Raw genomic sequence first — 21322 nt, 5'->3', positions numbered from 1 at the left:
CCTGCTGCATAAATCTAAAGTAATGCTTCTCAGAAAAAAAACTTTTTATTTGCATAAACCATAGAATACGGGTTTAGGTGGCACGGTCTGTACTAAGATTTAGGGTTGCAATATTGTGAAAGAAATCTTTTCATTATAATAGACTATTGTTCCTGAAAGTTTAAAGCACTGTTTTTTGTTTCCTAAACCTGATTGACGTGAAAAGCCCACAGCGCAGCGAGGACTTGTAACAGAAAGCAGGAGTGACGCTCATATGAAATACAGGTGCTGCTTTTCCTAACAAACAAAACTTTATTAAAAATGAACCCTTTATTTTTTTTGGAAAGCAGATTTAGTAACATTTAGGTTGAAGCATTCCCGCTGTACGCTTTACTTCGTGCCGCTGCCATCGGGTTTAGGTGGCAAATTCTGTACTAAGATTTGGCATTGCAGGCTGCAGAAAAATGAATGAAGATTAGAATTTAATAAACTTCTCGATCTGCTCGGTGGTGAACTTAATGGTATCGGGTTGGCTTAAATTGCCCTCGGCGTCTAATTCGGTTTTAATATTCGGGATGTGCAAACGTAAGGGTAGGATATGCAGGTGAATATAATGGCAAACACCTGTAAAATGATCTACCCCGCGGATATTGCCATATTTACCGGAAGAAATACCAACTAAAGCGGCCTTTTTATCATAAAAACTATCAGGAAAATTGCAGGCATCTATTAACACTTTTAGTACGCCAGGGTAACTTCCGTTGTACTCTGGCATGATAAACAAAAACTTTTCGGTGTTATTAATCATGTTCTGGATTTCCTGAAAAGCTTCCGATCGTTTGCCGTACATATCCGTATTCAAAACATCTATAGGCAGGTGCTCCAGGCTGAACAAATTGGCATCAGCGCCTTTTTCTTTTAGTTGCTTATGGTAATATTTGGCAACTTTTAGCGTATTGCTATTGGGCCTGTTGGTAGCGGCTATAATTGTGATCATGGATAATTGTTAATAAGATGTGTAAAACCCAAACACGCTTCTTGCTAAAATTGCCATATAGTTTGTATCTTAGCTGATTGTGAAAAAGGCCGTAAACAACGCAAAAATAGAACTTTTTGCCAATTAAAACGCATAAATAACACAGCCCAAATAAACGTTAAGTAAATTTCGGATACATAGATGAGCAAAATTATTGCATTAGCAAATCAAAAAGGTGGTGTTGGTAAAACAACTTCATCTATAAACCTGGCTGCGAGTTTGGCCGTACTAGAATACAAAACTTTACTGGTTGATGCTGATCCTCAGGCAAATTCGACTTCAGGTATCGGTTTCGATCCCCGGAATATTAAAGATAGTATTTATGAGTGTATCATTAATGATATCGATCCTTTACAGGCCATCCAAAAAACGGATACACCAAATTTAGATTTATTGCCTGCCCACATCGATCTGGTTGGTGCGGAAATCGAGATGATTAACCTGAATAACCGCGAGTACAAAATGAAAGCGGTGTTGGAGAAAATCAAAGATCAGTATGATTTTATTATTATCGATTGTTCTCCATCCCTAGGTTTAATTACCATCAATGCTTTAACAGCAGCCGATTCGGTGATTATCCCGGTTCAGTGTGAGTATTTTGCATTGGAAGGTTTGGGTAAGTTATTAAATACCATCAAAATTGTTCAGAACCGTCTAAACCCTGATCTGGAAATCGAAGGTATTTTATTGACCATGTACGATGTGCGTTTACGTTTATCAAACCAGGTGGTAGAAGAGGTGAAAACGCATTTCCACGAACTGGTTTTCGATACCATTATTCAGCGTAATACACGTTTAAGTGAAGCGCCTAGTTATGGCGTTTCGGTAATTATGCACGATGCGAATTGCAAAGGCGCCATTAATTACCTGAACCTTGCACGCGAAATTGTAAAGAAAAACGGCCTTTTAAAGGAAGAAGAAAACATAGGAACAGCAACTTTATAAATTATAGATGACATCTTTTCAGCGAAAAACAGGTTTAGGAAGAGGGTTAAGTGCGCTTTTAGATGATAGCGAATCTGCTCATCCGCCGAAACAGCAGGTAAATGCTGTTAGCGAAACCGAGCAGATTGGCAATATCAGTCACGTAAGTTTAACTGAAGTTGAAACCAATCCATACCAACCCCGTACCGAATTTGACCAGGTAGCTTTAAACGAGCTTGCCGACTCGATTAAGGTACAAGGTTTAATACAACCCATTACGGTTAGAAAACTGGCCGCAAACAAATACCAGCTTATTTCTGGTGAGCGTAGGTTCAGGGCTTCCAAGCTTGCTGGCTTAACACAGATTCCTGCTTACATCCGCAGTGCCAACGATCAGCAGATGCTGGAAATGGCCCTGATCGAAAATATTCAGCGTGAAAATTTAAATGCGATTGAAGTCGCATTGAGTTTCCAAAGGATGATTGATGAGGTAGGTTTAAAACAAGAACAATTAGGCGAACGTGTAGGTAAAAACCGTACAACAGTTACCAATTACCTGCGTTTATTAAAACTTCCGCCGGCTATTCAGGCTTCCATCCGCGATCAGAAAATTAGTATGGGGCACGCAAGGGCCTTAATTAATGTGGATGGTGTTGACAAGCAACTGTTTATCCACCAGGAAATTTTAGAAAAAGGATTATCGGTACGTAAGGTAGAAGAGCTTGTACGTAATTTACAACATGTGCCTTTAAAAGCCGGCGAAAAATCGAAAGAAAAAGCCGTTTCTTTTCAATATCAAAAATTACAGGACGATCTGGCTTCTAAATTTGCCACCCGTGTAAAGTTAAAAGTAAGTCAGAATGGTAAAGGGGCAATAGAAATTCCTTTTATGAGTGATGACGACTTAAACCGAATTTTAGAGTTATTAGACTGGTAATGCAAAAGACTAAGCTTTTAATACTGGTTACTGCATTTACATTTTTTCTTGTAAACTTAGCCTCAGCGCAGGTTAAGGATACGGTATTAAAACCTGCTGATACTTCGAAAATTAAATTATCTAAATCGTTAGATACTGCGGCTAAAAAACCAATGACCCGAAAGGACTCAATGAAAGCCAAGTATGTTAATCCGGGTAAGGTTGCCGGTAGAAAGGCGGTTTTCAGATCGATGATTATACCGGGCTGGGGCCAATTGTACAATATGCAATTGCTTAGCGACGGCTATGGTCCAAGGGCGGGTAAAAGTCAGATATGGCAGAAATTGTATACAAGTGCTAAAATTGCAGGTATTTACGGTGGAATAACCGTGCTGACCATGTCGTACATCGAAAGTAGCAAACAATATAATTTAGCCCTAACCGAATTACAGTATCGCGATTCGCATAGTGATCAACCTGATCCTAACGGCCCTTTTGGTAGCCGTTATTCTACTTCAGGCATCACCCAGCGTAAAGATACCTATAGAAGAAATAAACAGATTGTATTGTTTTCTTACGGTTTAGTTTATTTCGCCAATATCGTAGATGCTTATGTTGCAGCCCGTTTGCATTTCTTCAATATTGATGATAACCTTTCTTTTAAGGTAATGCCATCGATGATTAATACCAATTCGATGTATGGTTTCAATGCAACACCAGCGTTAAAACTATCACTAACATTTTAATTACCAAAAACATCATGATACGCCATATAGGATACTATATTTGAAATTATGAGGTTTTGCCAGTTCAGGTTAAGCACAAAAAAACAAGAATAAAAACTGAAATAAATATAAACAGATAAAACCATCATGATTTTTCAAACCACAATGGGATGATTAAATGGCTCAAGCCTGCTTGAACACCATTAAAACAACTGCATTCGAAAAATCTGATCGCTTCATCACAATTAAAACTAAACTATAAACAGATGAAACTTGCGCTTTTAGGATACGGTAAAATGGGGCAGATTATCGAAAAATTTGCTGTAGAACGTGGCCACGAAATTGTTTTAAAAATAACGATCGATAATCAGGAAGATTTAACCAGACAAAATTTAAAATCAGCTGATGTAGCCATCGATTTTAGTACACCTGATTCGGTTTTAAAAAATATTGATGCCTGTTTTGATGCCAATGTGCCGATAGTAGTGGGTACAACTGGTTGGTACGGCAAACTTCAGGAAGTAAAAGACGATTGCAACAACAGTAACAATACTTTACTTTATGGGTCTAACTTTAGTATTGGCGTAAATTTATTCTTTAAGCTGAATCAAACGCTGGCCAAGCTGATGAATAACTATCCTGCCTACGAGGTTCAGGTAGAGGAAATTCACCATACACAAAAACTGGATGCACCAAGCGGTACAGCCATTACCCTTGCAGAAGGGATTGTAGATAACCTGGACAGAAAACAGGAGTGGTTAAATGAAGTGGTAGGAACTGATGTTGAATTGTTTCCGAAAGCAGAACAATTGCTGATAGAATCGCATAGGATAGAAAATATTCCAGGCACACATACTGTAATTTACAGTAGCGAGGTTGATGAAATAGAAATTAAACATACGGCCCACAACAGAGCGGGATTTGCTTTAGGTGCTGTAGTAGCAGCAGAGTGGTTAAAAGATAAAAAGGGATTTTTCAGTATTACTGATATTTTTGAATAGAAGATAGTTTTCAGTTAACAATTGGCAATTTTTAGATAATCAATTTAAACAGTTAACAGATTTACCCAGTCAAAAATAAATCTGTGGAATCAACGAAAGATAACAGGTAACCGATTAATAAATCGCAAACCAAAAATAAGATATATGAATTATAAATTCTGGCAGCGAAAAAAAGATGCCCCAAAGAAGAAAAAAACTAAAACCCGCGAGTGGGTCGATGCAATTGTTTTTGCAGTAGTAGCCGCAACCATCATCCGCGTATTTTTTATCGAGGCTTACACCATACCATCTGGTTCGATGGAAAGATCTTTGCTGATTGGCGATTTCCTTTTTGTAAGTAAGGTTAATTATGGTGCACGTATTCCGATGACACCTGTAGCTTTTCCTTTTGCGCATCATACCATGCCGCTAACCACTTCAACCAAAGCTTACTGGGATGGCGTACAATGGAAATATCACCGTTTACCAGGTTTATCTAAAATTAAAAGAAACGATGTCGTGGTATTTAACTTTCCCGAAGGCGATACCGTTGCTGTAGAAAACCAGGCAGAAAGTTACTATGCTTTAGAACGGAGCATGGGCAGGCAGCAGGTGAGAAGCACATTTACGATCATAGACCGTCCGGTTGATAAACGTGAAAACTTTATTAAAAGATGTATTGGTATTCCGGGCGATGTCATTTCGATGAGCAACGGTATTGCCAATGTAAATGGCAAAAATGAGCCTTTAAAAAACACCGGGATGATGCCATACCGCATCGAGTTTAAAACCATGGACTTTAATTACGCAGCGCTTGATGAGTTTAATTTAAATTTAGGAGGTGCGCCAGCGGTGGCTGCCAATACTTATATTTTAGATGCCTCACCCGAAATTGCAGAGAAACTTAAAACTTTCGATTTTGTAAAATCAGTAACCTTAAGTCCTGATCCTGCCGGAGCTGTTCCAGGTGGTGTTTTCCCTAACGATCCAAACAGGGTTTGGAACAGGGATAACTTCGGACCGATTAAAATCCCTTCAAAAGGATGGACTGTTAAAATCGATAGCAATACCATGCCACTGTATTACAGGGCCATTAGAACCTACGAAGGAAACAAAGTAGAGCAAAAAGCCGGTGTTTGGTATATTAATGACAAGGTAGCTACCACTTATACTTTTAAAATGGACTATTACTGGATGATGGGTGATAACCGCCACAATTCGGCCGATTCGCGCTATTGGGGTTTTGTGCCTGAAGACCATATCGTAGGTAAAGCTTTATTTGTTTGGATGAGCTGGGATAGTACGGCATCCTTCCTACATAAAATAAGGTGGAGCAGGTTGTTTATGGGGATCCACTAATTTATACGATAATTTTTTAGAAAAAAGCTTGCATGATGCAGGCTTTTTTTGTGTCAAAATCACCTTTTTAAAAAAATTAAAAAGTTTTCATTGTTTATGTTTTTTTTTCATAAGTTTGTTATGTCAGCAGTTAGTAAAAAACATGTAAAAATCTAACCGTATATTCATATTCACTTCTTCTGACAAAAACCAGGGTTTTCAGTAGCCCTATAGTTAATTTTTTTGCTATTTAGAGCGTAGCAGCATAGATTAATGAAGTAATACTGAGTAAAGTAACTAATCAATTTAACTAACCATTACCAAACAGATTATGAAAAAAATTTACTTAACTAGCTTAAGTATTTTGTTGTTATGTATGGCAACAATTTCTGCTTTTGCGCAAAAAACCGTTTCTGGTACTGTAACGGACAACCAGGGTCTGCCATTAGCGGGCGTAAGTGTTTTCCTAAAGGGAACGACCAAAGGAACTTCTACCTCAACAGAAGGAAAGTACACACTGTCAGTACCATCAAATTCAACCATTGTTTTTAAATATTTAGGCTACCTGAATAAGGAAGTATCGGTAGGAGATAACAATACAATCAATGTTACATTATTGGATGATGCGAAAGCATTGGGTGAAGTAGTTGTAACTGGTTTAGGTGAAGAAAGGAATACAAGAAATTTGGGGTATGCCATGAATAATATCAAAGGAGACCAGATACGTGCTGCCAATACAATAAATCCCATCGCCGCGTTACAAGGATTGGTACCAGGGATGATGGTGCAGCCAGGTACTGGGGGACCACAATCAAGTCCAAAATTTCAAATAAGGGGGGCATCGAGTTTATATGGCTCAGAAAATACACCTTTAATAGTTGTTGATGGTGTTATATTATCAGATGATGCAATGAGTCCAGCTAGAGCAGGTGATCAGGATTTTGGAAATGTGTTAAAGAGTATTAATTCTGATGATATTGAAAGTATTTCGGTTTTAAAAGGCGGATCAGTAACTGCATTATATGGAAGTAGAGCAATAAATGGTGTGCTTTTGATCACAACCAAAAAGGGTTTTGCTCAAAAGGGATTGGGTATTTCATTTAGCCATGATGAAACATTCGATAATGCATATGCACTACCTGATATGCAGCAGGAATATGGATCAGGATTTACTCCAAGAGATTTTATTAAAGGGGCGAATGGGATGAACCAGATAAATTCAGCTTCTTATGGTTTTAGTTTTGGCCCTAAATTAGATGGATCGACGATTTTAGACATTGATGGAAGACAAATTAGCAATAGCATTTTAAACAACCCGTTAAGTTTGTACGAAACAGGACGTTATGTGAATAGTAATATTTCCATGCAGGGAGGAAATGAAAAAACTACTTTTCGTTTTTCTTATGCAAATAATTTTACAAAAGGAATAAGCCCGTATAATAAATTAAATCGTCATACTTTTAATTTTAGAGGTACGCAACGCTTAGGCGATGCAGTAGTGATTGATGCAACTGCATCATATTCTAATGTTAGAGGATTTAATCCACAAAGAATTTCTGGAGATAATAGTCTTATTTATGGATTAACATGGGGTTATCCTACCAATTTTGATTTAGATTATTGGAAAGATAATTATATTGATCCTGTTAATGGAGGAAGAAGTACTGTAGATCCTTTTACTACGAATCAATTGTTTTTCCGTTTAAATAAATTTAGTCAAATTCAGAATGAAAATAACTTTAGGGGAACCATAAATGCAAAAACTAATTTTACCAAATGGTTACAGCTTGAAACTAGTGCATCACTAAACTGGTACAATACAAACAAAGAAGATAGAGAACTTGGACAAGACCCAGGTTTTAAAGGTGGGTACTACGGTTCTGGAATCCGGAATGTTATTGATAGTAGATATAGAGCAGGTTTAAATTTAAATCATAAAGTAAACGATTTCGATTTGTTTTTGCAATTAGGCTCTGAAGTAGTACGTTCCCAGAGTAAAGGTGCAAATTATGGTACATCCGGAGGTTTAAAAGTTCCTGCTCAATATAGACTTTCAAATTCAATAAATACGCCAACTGTGGGTGAAGGAACACCGAATATCAGTCAGGTGTTTGCATCATATGCACAAGGTAGTATAGGGTATAAAAATTGGTTAACACTAAATTTATACGCGCGTAAAGAATGGAACTCTACATTGGTATATTCAAATGGAACCGGTAACTATAATTATTTTTATCCGGGTGCCGATTTAGCCTGGATTTTTACTGATGCTTTAAAAATGCCGAGTGTTTTCTCGTATGGAAAATTACGTGCTTCTTACGTTGTAACCGGTGGAGGTACTGTTGTTTACCGGTCAAATACAGGTTATTACTTAAAAGGTAGCAACTATCAAGCGGTGAATAGTAATACAGCAAATATCGAGCAGTATGGTTTCGATAGCCAGACATTAGGCAATCCAGATCTTAAACCTTTAAGAGCCTTTAGTAAAGAAATAGGTATAGAGCTTAAGATGTTTAAAAATAGGTTAGGTTTAGATTTTACAGCCTATAGAAAAAATACTAAAAATCAAATTATTAATCTTTCGGTTCCATCCGAATCAGGTGTGCAAAATAGATTGATTAATAGTGGGGATGTACAGGATCAAGGTATCGAATTTATTTTGTCAGGGACACCTATTAAGACACAATCATTTTCTTGGGATGCATTCTTTAATTACACCAGAAATAGGAATAAAATAATATCATTGGCTCCAGGTGTAACAACAGTACAATTGGAAGGTGGTGATGGTATTAGAACCATAGCAAAAGTAGGAGGAGAGTATTCTACATTGGTAGCAGCCTATGGTTATGCAAAATATCAGGCAAGAGATGCGAATGGAAATCCAATTGACAATCCAAATAATGGTAAACGCGTAATTTCTCCGGCAGGTACAGGAGGTGCTTTTTATACCAGAGCATCTAACTATGCAAATGGCTTAGAATCTGAAAGTACTATTGGTTCTACCCTTCCTAAATTTTATGGTAGTATTAGAAATGTATTTACTTACAAATCATTGTCGTTGAGTGCATTGATTGATGCTAAATTTGGTGGTTATGTATTTTCTGATACTTATTTTTACGGTAGTCAAACTGGTAATCTAAAAAACACATTGTTTGGCCGTACTGTTGAAAATGGCGGTACAGCTTATACTGAGGCCGGAAACCAGGAAATTGGCGTAGTTTTAGATGGTGTATTTGCCGATGGAACAATAATAAACGGTGTTAATGTAGGTGGCATGAGTCATCAGCAAGCCATTGATAAGGGATTAAGAATTCCGACCATAACCTGGAGATACTATAATAACTCAAATGGATGGGGTAATGGTATCAGAGAACGTGGTGCTTTCAAATCATCATGGGTTGCCGTAAGAGATATCACTTTATCATACGATCTGCCAAAAGCGTTTGTATCTAAAATAAAAATGAATGGGGTTAAGGTTTATGCTAGTGCCAGAAATATTGGTTTTCTATACAACAATGCACCAGATAACCTAAATGTTAATGACTTTACAAGTACTGGAGCTGGTGGAGCATTTTTAGGTGGCGGTACCCCTTATGTTAGAACATTTGGTTTAGGTATTAATGGTAGTTTTTAATCACTGTTTTTTATAAAATTGATATTATGAAATATTCAAAATATAATGTTGTTATAGTGTCGGCGTTTATAAGCTCAACACTTTTAATATATTCTTGCAGCAAAGAAAAATTTGCTGAATATAATACTAATCCTGATGCGGTTATTGCAATAGCACCAGAACCACTTTTTACCAAAGCGGTAACCAATTGGCACGATGATAGCTTTGAAGCTTTCTATGAAAACTATAGAGGTGTATCAAGGTGGACAAGACAAATGGTTGGCTTAACAGGTAATACAAGTACAATTACAGATGGAATAGGGAATATAAACCAACGGTATGGAAGGTTTTACAACAGTTCTGGAAACCTGCTGGTTGATGTTCAAAAAACTATTGATAAGCTTGCTGATGATCAAAAACCAAGGTATGTGCAAATGAAAACCATTGCAGAAATACTAAAGGTTTACGAGGCTTGGTTTGTAACTGATGGCAACGGAAGTATCCCATATACTGAAGCTTTTCAGGCCAGATATAATGGCACTTTTACACCCGTTTACGATACCCAACAGAATCTGTACAATAATTTTGAAAAGACGCTGAAAGATGCAGTAGCAGTTTTGAAAGCTCAGCCTGCGGTACCTCAGGTTAGCTTGGGTAATAATGATTTGTACTATCAAGGTTCGATACCTAAATGGATTAAGGCAGCAACTAGCTTACGTTTATTAATTGCCATGCGTTTATCTAAAAAAGATCCGGCAAAACTTAAAGCAATAGCAACTGATATATTAACAAACAGCGCAGCTGATTTAATGGCTTCACCAGATGACGATTGGTCATTAAAAGCTGGAAGTAATTTTATTGGTGCAGGTAACTGGGATGTTAGTGCCTCGGGTGCTTATGGAGCAAATGGAACAGTGGATTTTATGTGGAGAAACAACGATCCAAGATTACCATTGTTTTACCAAAAAAATTCATGGACACAAGAAAACTTTGATGCAGCTAAAACTGAAGGGAAAATACCGGCAAACTCGGTTTTCGATTCAAGACGCTATTATGGTCAGTTTACAAGCCCGGATGCAAATACAATCCCAGCTAAGCAAAAATTCTTTAGCCCTGTTGTAATCAAGAGCGGTAATTTAGATACGATATCTGCAATTCAATATCGTATGTTCACGCCAGCACTCAGCTCAGGTACAGGGTCGGCAACATTTTTAATACTAACCTATGCTGATATCTGTTTTCTACGTGCTGAATTAGCCGCAAGAAATATAACAAGCGAGAGCGCTTCTGAATGGTATTATAAAGGAATTGATGCATCTATCACCACTTATGATAGAATAGCTAAAGCGGCAGCTTTAGCCGATTATGCTGCTCTGGATCCTAATGCGGCTACAGCCTACAAAGCTAAACCAGAAATCGTTTATAATCCGGCAAAAGGATTAGAACAAATTTTAATTCAGCAGTACCTTAACTTCTATAAAAACTATAACGAATGTTGGGCACTGCTTAAAAGAACGGGCATGCCTAATGCGCAAACGGCTTTAGTGGTAGAAGATTTTACATTCTCAGGTCAGGTGCAACCAATACCTAGAAGGTTTGTAATCAACTTCCCTTTGGCCGGTGATGCTAATTTTGCAAATAAGCAAAGTGCAATCGCAGAAATGGCTAAAGAGTCTTATTTTGGACAACCAACTGATGTTAAAGGACGAGTTTGGTGGGATATGCCATAAGTTATTATTATCTTTATTAAGTGAAAATGGCCGGTATATCCGGCCATTTTAATTAGCTTTAAAAATGAGAAATCGCATTGTATTTATCATATCAATTCTATTTTATATAATCTTTTTGAATGAAGTGTCGGCTCAGCGCTTTCATGTTCAGGAAACAGGATTATGGCCGCAGGTGAAGATTATTAACCCGACTTCTGTAAGCACAAAACAAGCGATAAAAAATTATAAAAATACAGTATTCATCTTTCTTTCACCAGAGTGTCCCTTAAGTAGAAATTATATACCTGAGCTGAACCGACTAAAAAATACCTATAAAAATTGTGAGTTTATAGGCGTATTTCCAGGGAAATCTTATACACTAAAAGATATTAAAGCTTTTATTAAAGATTATAAAGTGTTATTTACAACTATTCTGGATGACAAGAAACACTTAACTCAGTTATTGAATGGCACGGTAACTCCCCAGGTTGTTTTGTTAAGCGCCAAGGGGAATATCGCTTATTCCGGACTGGTGGATGATAAAATAATTGAATTGGGTCAACAAAGGCAAATGGTATCAAAACATTTCCTTGCTGATGCAATAGAAGAGCTTGAGATGAATAAAAAAATTACAATTAGTGCCACAAAGCCAATTGGCTGTTATATTAATGATCTTTAGATAAATGAGGAAAATAATTTTACCAATCTTGTTTTTGATAAACTTAAATTTTGTTTATGCTCAAAAAAAAACTTTCTATGAAGATGTAGCGCCAATTATCTATAATAAATGTACCTCCTGCCATCGGGCTGGAGAAGCAGGGCCATTTCCTTTGATTTCTTATGAAGATGTTTCCAAGAGAGCATCGTTTATTAAGAAAGTCATAAAATCGGGCTATATGCCGCCATGGAAAGCAGATGATCATTATGCTGAAATCCCTTTCCAGGGAAATAGAAAACTAACAGATGCTGAGAAAAAAATCATCATTGATTGGATTGATGATAAAATGCCTGCTGGTACACCTAATAAATTGGCAACTGCTATTCTAACAAAATACCATTCAGGTACTAGCTACCATCGTAAGCCTGATGCCGTTTTAAATATGACCAAGCCTTTTGCTATTAAAGGAGATAATAAGGAAAGGTTTATTGTTTTTAAAATCCCTTTTCAATTTGCCAGGACACAAAATGTTGAAGCCATCGAATTTGTTTCTAAAAACAGAAAAGTAATTCACCATGCTAATTTTGCTATTTATGATGTGCCGGATAATATTCCCTTAGATAAATCTCCTGAGTTTATCAACACAACAGTTGGTGAAACTAATGAAGATAGCTTTTCAGCCTACAATGTCTATAAAAGTAACATGATTTATTATGGCGGATGGATTCCGGGAACAAAGTACGAATCTTATCCGAAGAATATTGGCTGGTTAATGCCTAAAAGAGGTGTAATTCTTTTAACGATGCATTACGCACCTACAGGTAAAGATGAAGTAGATTTTTCTTCTATTAACTTCTTTTTTACAAAACAACCTGTTGAAAGAGTTATTGATGTAGTGAACTTGGGTTCTGGTGGGATAGCAGAAGAGGAAATAACCCCATACTTTATGATTCCCGCAGATAGCATTCGTTCTTTCAGGTTAAAAATCACCAATCCGGAAAAACAATCGATTTTGGGTGTTTGGCCTCATATGCATTTGCTTGGTAAAGATTTTAAAGCTTATGCAATAAGCCCGCAAAAAGATACTATAAAACTCATATCTATTCAAAAATGGGATTTTAACTGGCAGGAACTTTATAAATATCAGAAACCCGTAATCATACCTAAAGATTCGTATTTGGTTATTGAAGGGACATATGACAATTCGAAAAATAATCCAAAAAATTTATTTAACCCGCCCAGAAATATTTATGGTGGAGGAGAAATGAAAAGTATTGATGAAATGATGACTTTGATCATCCTGTATTTGCCATATAAAGATGATGATGAACACTTGTCTGTTAGTGAACCATAATTAACCTCAGCTTTTCAGAAAAGTTAAAATTATCTGATACGCTAAGTCTTCCTGCATTTAAATAACAAACCAGCATCATGGTTTAGTTAATTTGCCATAAAATAACTTTCTTTTTAATTTTTTTAAAAAGATTGCTTTTCTTTTATTTTTTTTATAAATTTATATAAACCAAATTAAAAATGTCAGCAACTATTAAGAAAGCACAACGATTAAGGGCCGACATCATTAAACTGCTTTATTATAAAAAGAAATCCTCTCTAACCGATTTAAGTAAACGCACTAAAAAGAGTTTGCCTTTAATTACATCGACTGTAAATGCATTAATAGAGGATGGCTTAATTATAGAGCAAGGATTGGCACCATCTACCGGAGGCCGCCGCCCTTTAAATTTTTTATTAAACCCCGATTATAAGCGGTATATAATAGCCGTAGCCATGGATCAGTTAACGAGTCAGTTAACCATATATGATTTGTCCAATCACCAGGTTTTGCCAACGCAGGTGATCGATTTAGATATGACCCAAAGTAAAAGTGCCGATACTTTAATTGAATTCATTGATCATTGCATTAAAAAATCAACAATCGATAAAGAAAATTTATTGGGGATTGGTATTGGCATGCCGGGTTTTGTGAATGCAGAAAAAGGAATGAACTATTCGTTTATGCAGGTTGAAAACGATATAAGTCTGCAAGACTATCTCGCTAAAAAACTAAGATTACCAGTTTACATAGATAACGACTCGAGTTTGATCGCCTTAGCTGAATTAAACTTTGGTGAAGCAAGAAACTTAAAAGATGTACTCGTTGTGAATATTGGCTGGGGTACAGGTTTAGGGATGATTATTAATGGCAAATTATACCGGGGTAGTAGCGGCTACGCGGGTGAGTTTAGTCATATTCCTTTATCTAATTCAAATACCTTATGCTCTTGTGGTAAACGGGGTTGCCTTGAAGTGGAAACATCGCTTTTGGTGATGGTTCAGAAAGCAGAAGAAGCCGTAAAAAACGGAGAAGAAACAAGTTTAAAAACGCTTTTTAATGATAAAAGTAAAAGCCATGTCGATCATTTCTTAAACGCAGTTGTAAAACAGGATCCTGTGGCCATTTCTATATTAGCTGATGCCGCATTTCAGATTGGTAAAGGATTAGCCACTTTAATCCATATTATGAATCCTGAGCGTATTGTATTAAGTGGACGTGGTGCAAAAGCAGGGAAAATGCTTCTGCCGCCGATACAACAGGCCATTAACGAATTTTGTATACCGCGGGTAGCTGAACAAACGGAAATTAAATGTTCTAGCCTAAGCGATGAAGCTGAATTATTGGCTGCAGCCAGTTTGATGGTCGAAAATAGCCTGTTTGAATAAAGAAAACCAAGCAAATAATTAAAATAATTTTTAACTAATAACCAATACTATGAGGGAGTAAAAAAGAACCACTAAACCAAATTTTGAACCAACTTTAACAAATACTAACCTAAACGAATTATGAAAAAAATGTACTTAAAGTGCTTAAGTGTGTTTTTGTTAACCTTTTTGACAATAACCGCTTTTGCGCAAAAAACCATTACCGGTACGGTAGTGGAAGCATCTGGACCAATACCAGGTGTAAGTGTCTCTATTAAAGGCACAACCAAAGCTACCCAGACAGACGCTGGGGGTAAATTCTCTATTTCTGCGGCAGAAGGAAATGTCCTTGTTTTTAGATCTGTCGGTTATGTTTCAAAAGAAATTACTGTTGGCGCATCTTCAACAGTAAATGTTAGGTTAGAATCATCATCCAATAGTTTGGATGAAGTTCAGGTAACCACAGCTTTTGGCATTAAGAGAGAAAAAAGAGCTTTAGGCTACTCTACGCAAGAGGTTGCAGGTAAAGACTTAATCATTGGCCAGGCGCCAACTATAGCGCAGGGTTTGATGGGTAAAGTAGCTGGTTTACAAATCTCACAATCGGGTGGAGGTGTAGAAGGCGGCTCATCAAGAATTGTTGTCCGTGGAAATACCTCGTTAACGGGCGATAATAGGGCATTGATTATTGTTGACGGTGTTGCGCTTAATAATGATCCTGCCAATGTGAATGGTAACAATACTTCATCTGTTGCCGGGAGTACGGGTGCTGATGTTTCCTCCAATAATGATTGGGGTACAGGCATGAACTTCATCAATCAGGATGATATAGAAAATATTACCGTATTAAAAGGCCCGGCTGCTGCAGCATTGTATGGTGCAAGAGGTGGTAATGGTGTTATTTTAATTACCCGTAAAAAAGGTAGTAACAGGCCAGGGCTTGGTATTGATTATAATTACTCTTACCGACACACCAATCCGTACGAAATACAAAATTTTCAAAATGAATACGGACAAGGCGGTGTAGCTTCAATGCTTACTGCCGACAATAGTAAAATGTTTCCTACTAATGGTGCAGGACAACGTTATCAGATTGGAAATGGATATAACCCAACAGGAACCTATTTAAGCAATTCTTTTGGTACTGTTCCTTATCCTAATGGTAAATTAACCGACGCCTATTTCAGTTATCCTGGAAGCCAGTCGTGGGGGCCAAGATTTGATAATCAGCCAATCTTAAATTACGATGGTGTATTAAGACCTTATTCTGCCCAGCCAGATAACTGGAAGGCCTTCTTCCCTGATGGCTCTGTAGTGAGTCATAATGTGGCTATTTCCGGAGGAAGTGAAAATGCTACGGGTCGACTTTCTTACACCAGAAATGACACTAAAGCCAACATACTAAACAGTAATATGCAGTCAAACACTTTTAATCTGGGTTCTACATTAAAAGTTTCAAAAAAATTAACTGCAGAGGTTACAGCAAGCTATGTTAATTTCACCCGCTTAAATGCGCCTTCTGTTGGTTCTGGTTATCTTGGAGGAGTAATCTACTCTATGCCAAGAGATTATAATCCTTACGTGGATTTTGATAATACCTATGGTCCTAACAATACGCGTAAAGATGTACTTACCCAAAGTAATTTTCCGGCAGGTTCACCAGCTTACCCTTTCAGCGGTGGTTATTTAGGTAATCAATATTGGAATGCAAACAATAACAATACAGTATTTAACAGAAACGGATTAACAGGTGGAATGAAGTTAATGGCCGATTTAACCGATTTCTTAAATATTACTGCGCAAGGTGGTGTAGATAATTCAAATGATGTAACTACGGTAAAAAACCAACCTACGGATATATTGGGACAAGCTAATGGCGCTTATAAATTGGCACAGGCAAAAAATTTATCAACCAATTTACAAGCTTTTGCACGTTTGCACAAAGACAATCTTTTTGGCAAAGAGATTAATGCTAGTTTAACAGCAGGTGTGGAAAGGTATTACAGAAATGATTATACTTCAAGTAATTCTACAGCTGGTAATTTTGTGAAACCGTTTGTGTTTGCTTTAAATAATGGTGCAAACCCGGTTCCTCAACCACAAGAAACCAAATATGCCAAACAGATCAACTCAGCATTCAGTTTCCTAAACCTTTCCTATAAAAATTATCTGTTTTTAGAAGCTACAGCACGTAATGACTGGTCGAGTACATTGGCAAATGGCTCAAACTCCTATTTTTACCCTGCAGCTAATTTAAGTTATGTGTTTACTGATGGCATTAAAGGTATGCAGAACAGTTTGCCATGGTTAAGCTTTGGTAAACTGAAACTTTCTTATGCAGAAACAGGTTCAGATACCGATCCTTACACCATTTTTAACGTTTTGGATGTATCTACAAATAATGGCCAACAAGCTCAGAGTTTACCAGGAACATTAAAATTCGAAGGTGTGCAACCACAAAGAAGCAGATCATACGAAGGTGGTATATCATTAGGCTTCTTTAAAAACAGGTTGAACGTAGATTTAACTGCATATTCGATGAAAACCTTTAACCAGATTTTGGATAACCCATTGGCTTTATCGTCTGGTTTTAATACTGTTAAAATTAATACAGGCTCATTAGGTAACACAGGTTTTGAGTTCATCGTTAGTGGCTCTCCAATCAAAACAAAAGATTTTAGCTGGGATGTATCGGTTAGCGGTGCGCATGCCAGAACCAAAGTCTTGGCTTTACAAGATGGCGTAAATACTTTAACATTGGGTAACTTTTTTGGTGGTAATGGTATTTCTCAGCGCGTTACAGTTGGCGATTACTATGGAACGCTTTATGGTAGAGATTTTACCTATTACAATGGCCAAAAAGTAGTAATGCGCGCCGAAGGAACAGATGGACAGCCAATGCAATATACTGTTAACGGAAAAACCTATTACGCAGGTACGCAATGGGTAAAAACGGCTGGTGAAGTGCCTATTGGAAATTCTCAGCCATTTTTAACAGGAGGTATTACCAACACCTTTAAGTATAAAGCATTTTCACTATACGTATTGGCTGATGCAAAAATTGGAGGCGATACTTTTTTTGGTTCTTATGCTGCGGGTATGGGAAGTGGAAACTTAGAGGAAACCTTAAAAGAACGTAATGGCGGAGGTTTGCCTTTGGTTTATCCTGACGGAACTACGGCAAATACCGGAGTTAATTTTGGCGGCGTTTTCGTAACCCGCGATGCCCAAGGCAACGTTACAAGTGCTACTCCAAATAACGATGTTGTGAACTACCAATGGTATTATCAAGGTACTTTTTCTGCCTGGAATCACATCGGAACACCGCGTTCTGCATCGGTATTTAAAAACTCGTGGATGAAATTAAGAGAGGTTGCCCTAACTTATCAGGTTCCTGCAAAATTCATTCAAAAAACCAAATTCATTCAAAACCTGTCGCTTTCATTAGTCGGAAGAGATCTCTTCTATATTTTTACCACCATACCTAAAGGGCTAAACCCAGAAGGAGTAAACAGTATAGGTAATATGCAAGGAATTGAATACGATTCTCTACCAAAAACAAGATCGTTTGGTTTCACGATACGTTCTTCATTTTAATAATTTAAAACATTAAGACATGAAAATTCAACATAAAATAATCCACACGGTACTTGGCATATCGCTAATGGCTGGTATGGTATCGTGTAAAAAGGGTTTCGAAGAATTAAATAAGCCATATAAAGATGCAACTGTTGCTACAGCAACGCCTGCAGGCTTTTTTAATAACCTGGCTAAACGTGCAACAGAAGAAGATTATACCATATATGCCGGTTTGTTTATGCCAATTACAAACCAACAGGGTGTTCAAAACCGAAACCTGCCATATATAAATTATATCACTTCTTTTTGGAGTAATTATTATTCTGATTTGGCAGATTATAAACAACTGTTAAAGCTGATCAGTTCTTCAGCAAATCCGGGTGTATATAACGACGTTAAATATATGGCCAACATTCTAATGGCCCAAAAAACGTTATCAATGTTAGATCGTTACGGAGATATACCATATAGTCAAGCGGGTATTGCTACAGAAGGTGCAGCTAATTATCAGCCAAAATATGATAAAGAGGAGTCTGTTTACAGTAGCGTTTTAGATGATTTAAAGGCTGCAACCTCGGGTATAGGAGGTCCAAATCAGAGCTCTATTGGTACTTACGAGTCTTTTTTGGCGAATGATTTTGTCGCCTGGAAAAAATTCGGCAATGCACTTCGGTTGCGCTATGCAGTTCGTTTAAGTAAAACCAATTTACAAACCAAAGCTAAAGAAACAATTGTTGAAATTCTGGGTAACCCATCAGTTTATCCATTACCGAATGACCAGGATTTAACGGCTCTATACAAGAGCAATTTTGGTAGTTTTCCATTGGTTATCGTACCAAATAGTCCAGATTATGGTGATCGGTATTGGTATGCATTTCGTGAGCTTTCAGTTTCTAATATCAGGATGAGTTCTAATGTATTTGCTAAGATGTCATCAACTAATGCAGATGATGGTTCAGGTTTCTTCGATCCGCGTTATAAAGTTTGGTTTATGCCTAACAACGCAGGTAAATGGGTACCTCAGCCTCAAAACGGAACTATTGCAGATGGCGGTACCCCGTATCCAAATACATCAGCTAATGCGCCAATGGCGCCAGGTAGCGATCCTGACAATAAGTTCGCTTCTTTCAATTATTATCTGGTTCGTGATTATCAGAGTTTTCCATACGTAATTATTTCTGAAGCTGATGTACATTTCTTAAAGGCAGAAATTTACAATCAAGGGATAGGTGTGGCTGCAAATCAGGCTTTGGCAGAAACAGAGTATAACTTAGGCATGAGAGCTTCAGTAAATTTTTGGTATACTACTGTAAACAGTAATACAACAGCTATTTGGCCAACATCCGCCAAACCTGGTCCAATTACACAGGCACAAATTGATGTATTTACCAATAATCCTGCAGTGAAATTTACCGCAGGTGATGTAGCTGGAAATTATAAAAAAATAATTACCCAATCGTGGTTAGCAAGCATGTTTAACGCTGTGGAGACCTGGTGTACAGTGCGCCGTACTGGCTTAACACCCAAGGACGCCACTTATACACCCACTACCTATAACAGGTTGCCATATCCTGATGATGAAAAAACCAATAATGCGGCAAACCTTGCTGCTATTGGTGGCAACGTAGGACCTGAAGTTCAGATCCAAAAGAAAGTTTATTGGATGCCTTAGTTGCACAACGATTTGATTAAACACAATGTCCCGGCCAATTTTTGGCCGGGATTTTTACAACTTAATTATGAAAATAAAAATTTGCTTCCTTTTCTGTTTTATTCTATTTGCATTTAATGCTTCTGCTCAACAGAACGACATTATGCCCCAATCGGAGATTTACGAATGGCCAAAAGATGATGCAGTTAAAAAGAAGCTCGATACCTGGCAGGATAAAAAGTTTGGAATGATTATCCACTGGGGAATTTATGCCGTTCCAGGGATTATCGAGTCCTGGTCCATTTGCTCTGAAGATTGGATTGGCAGAGACAGTACCATTAAATACGAAGATTATAAAAAATGGTATTGGGGTTTAAGCGAAAAATTTAACCCTACGAAGTTCAACCCCGAACAATGGGCTAAGGCAGGTAAAAGTGCCGGAATGAAGTACCTGGTGTTTACCACCAAACATCACGATGGTTTTGCCATGTTCGATACCAAAGAATCTGATTATAGCATAGCCAAAGGTCCTTTTGCAACCAATGCAAGAAAAGACGTAGCCAAATATGTGTTCGATGCTTTCCGCAAAGAAAACTTTATGATTGGAGCTTATTTTTCTAAACCCGACTGGCATTCTCAATATTATTGGTGGGACAAATATGCCACTGCCGATAGAAATAACAATTACGATATCAGAAAGAACCAATGGCGCTGGAATAAGTTTAAAAGCTATACCCAGAACCAGATTGGTGAATTAATGAATAATTACGGAAGCATTGATATTTTATGGCTCGATGGAGGATGGGTACGTCCGCGCAATAGCGTAAATAAAGAAGTACTTTCATGGGGAGCACCTATTCCCGATTGGAGTCAGGACATTGATATGCCTAAAATTGCCGCTGATGCCAGAAAAGTACAGCCTGGTTTAATTGTGGTAGATCGTACCGTACACGGCCAGTTTGAAAACTACCAAACCCCGGAGCAGAAAATCCCTGAGAACCAATTGGATTATCCTTGGGAAAGCTGTATGACTTTAGGCGGTGCATGGGGTTTCGTACCCAACGACCGATATAAATCAGCTGGCGAAGTGGTTCATAAACTGGTAGAAATAGTTGCCAAAGGTGGAAGTTTACTTTTAGGCATTGGCCCTAAGGCAGATGGAACATTACCTGAAGATGTCATTACAAAACTGGATGAAATAGGTAAATGGACCAGTAAAAATGGTGCTGCCATATACGGAACACGGATCACCAAAAATTATCATGATGGGCAAAACTGGTTTACGCAAAGTAAAGATGGTAAAACCATTTACGGCATTAGTTTACTTGGCAATACACCGGGTAATGAAATTTCCTGGCAGGGAAGTATGCCTAAAAAAGGAAGTCCAATTACCATTTTAAGTACCAGTCAAAAGGTAAAATGGACACTAAAAGAGGGCAAGGTACATTTCAATCTTCCAAAAACTGACGAGAAAATAGCCTTGACTTTTTCTTTTACGCCCGAAACCAATTAAT

14 protein-coding genes are annotated in these 21322 nt (G+C 37.5%); 13 read left to right on the top strand and 1 reads right to left on the bottom strand.

The genetic code is table 11. The features are described 5' to 3' along the window. Positions 1-454: 454 nt before the first annotated feature. On the bottom strand, positions 455-976 hold the full coding sequence (locus AC07YT_RS12685) for an NADPH-dependent FMN reductase (RefSeq protein ID WP_086547549.1): 522 nt from the start codon (positions 974-976) through the stop codon (positions 455-457). A gap of 180 nt (positions 977-1156) precedes the next feature. Between AC07YT_RS12685 and AC07YT_RS12680 the strand changes: the two genes are divergently transcribed. The 13 genes from AC07YT_RS12680 (at position 1157) to AC07YT_RS12620 (ending at position 21321) form a co-directional block, all read left to right on the top strand. Then, positions 1157-1960: a ParA family protein gene (locus AC07YT_RS12680; protein ID WP_029280114.1), complete on the top strand. Its 804-nt coding sequence runs from the start codon at positions 1157-1159 to the stop codon at positions 1958-1960. Positions 1961-1967: 7 nt separating this feature from the next. Beyond that, positions 1968-2876, top strand: a complete 909-nt coding sequence (locus AC07YT_RS12675) for a ParB/RepB/Spo0J family partition protein (protein WP_086547548.1) — start codon at positions 1968-1970, stop codon at positions 2874-2876. Further along, positions 2876-3601, top strand: a complete 726-nt coding sequence (locus AC07YT_RS12670; RefSeq protein WP_086547547.1) for a DUF5683 domain-containing protein — start codon at positions 2876-2878, stop codon at positions 3599-3601. Before AC07YT_RS12675 ends, AC07YT_RS12670 begins: the two co-directional genes overlap by 1 nt. Positions 3602-3846: 245 nt before the next feature. Next, positions 3847-4581, top strand: a complete 735-nt coding sequence (gene dapB, locus AC07YT_RS12665) for a 4-hydroxy-tetrahydrodipicolinate reductase (RefSeq protein ID WP_086547546.1) — start codon at positions 3847-3849, stop codon at positions 4579-4581. Between the two features lie 144 nt (positions 4582-4725). Further along, the gene (gene lepB / locus AC07YT_RS12660) at positions 4726-5919 is read left to right on the top strand and encodes a signal peptidase I (protein ID WP_086547545.1); all 1194 of its coding nucleotides are present in this window, start codon (positions 4726-4728) and stop codon (positions 5917-5919) included. Positions 5920-6229: 310 nt separating this feature from the next. Beyond that, entirely contained in the window at positions 6230-9532 is a 3303-nt protein-coding gene (locus tag AC07YT_RS12655) for a SusC/RagA family TonB-linked outer membrane protein (RefSeq protein WP_086547544.1), read from the top strand. Positions 9533-9558: 26 nt separating this feature from the next. Further along, the gene (locus tag AC07YT_RS12650) at positions 9559-11241 is read left to right on the top strand and encodes a SusD/RagB family nutrient-binding outer membrane lipoprotein (protein WP_086547543.1); all 1683 of its coding nucleotides are present in this window, start codon (positions 9559-9561) and stop codon (positions 11239-11241) included. Between the two features lie 64 nt (positions 11242-11305). Continuing rightward, on the top strand, positions 11306-11899 hold the full coding sequence (locus AC07YT_RS12645; protein WP_086547542.1) for a redoxin domain-containing protein: 594 nt from the start codon (positions 11306-11308) through the stop codon (positions 11897-11899). A gap of 4 nt (positions 11900-11903) precedes the next feature. After that, positions 11904-13232, top strand: a complete 1329-nt coding sequence (locus AC07YT_RS12640; protein ID WP_494945338.1) for a monooxygenase — start codon at positions 11904-11906, stop codon at positions 13230-13232. A 179-nt stretch (positions 13233-13411) separates the two neighbouring features. Beyond that, positions 13412-14599, top strand: coding sequence for an ROK family protein (locus tag AC07YT_RS12635; RefSeq protein WP_086547541.1), 1188 nt, complete (start codon positions 13412-13414; stop codon positions 14597-14599). Positions 14600-14719: 120 nt separating this feature from the next. Beyond that, positions 14720-18175, top strand: a complete 3456-nt coding sequence (locus tag AC07YT_RS12630; protein ID WP_086547540.1) for a SusC/RagA family TonB-linked outer membrane protein — start codon at positions 14720-14722, stop codon at positions 18173-18175. A gap of 19 nt (positions 18176-18194) precedes the next feature. Continuing rightward, positions 18195-19829, top strand: a complete 1635-nt coding sequence (locus AC07YT_RS12625; RefSeq protein ID WP_086547539.1) for a SusD/RagB family nutrient-binding outer membrane lipoprotein — start codon at positions 18195-18197, stop codon at positions 19827-19829. Positions 19830-19896: 67 nt separating this feature from the next. Continuing rightward, on the top strand, positions 19897-21321 hold the full coding sequence (locus AC07YT_RS12620) for an alpha-L-fucosidase (protein ID WP_086549397.1): 1425 nt from the start codon (positions 19897-19899) through the stop codon (positions 21319-21321). The last annotated feature ends 1 nt before the right edge of the window (position 21322 follow it).

This window comes from Pedobacter sp. GW460-11-11-14-TSB4, assembly GCF_059423705.1.
The sequence above is the reverse complement of the archived record's forward strand: the minus strand, read 5'-3'. Positions and strand labels throughout refer to the sequence as shown.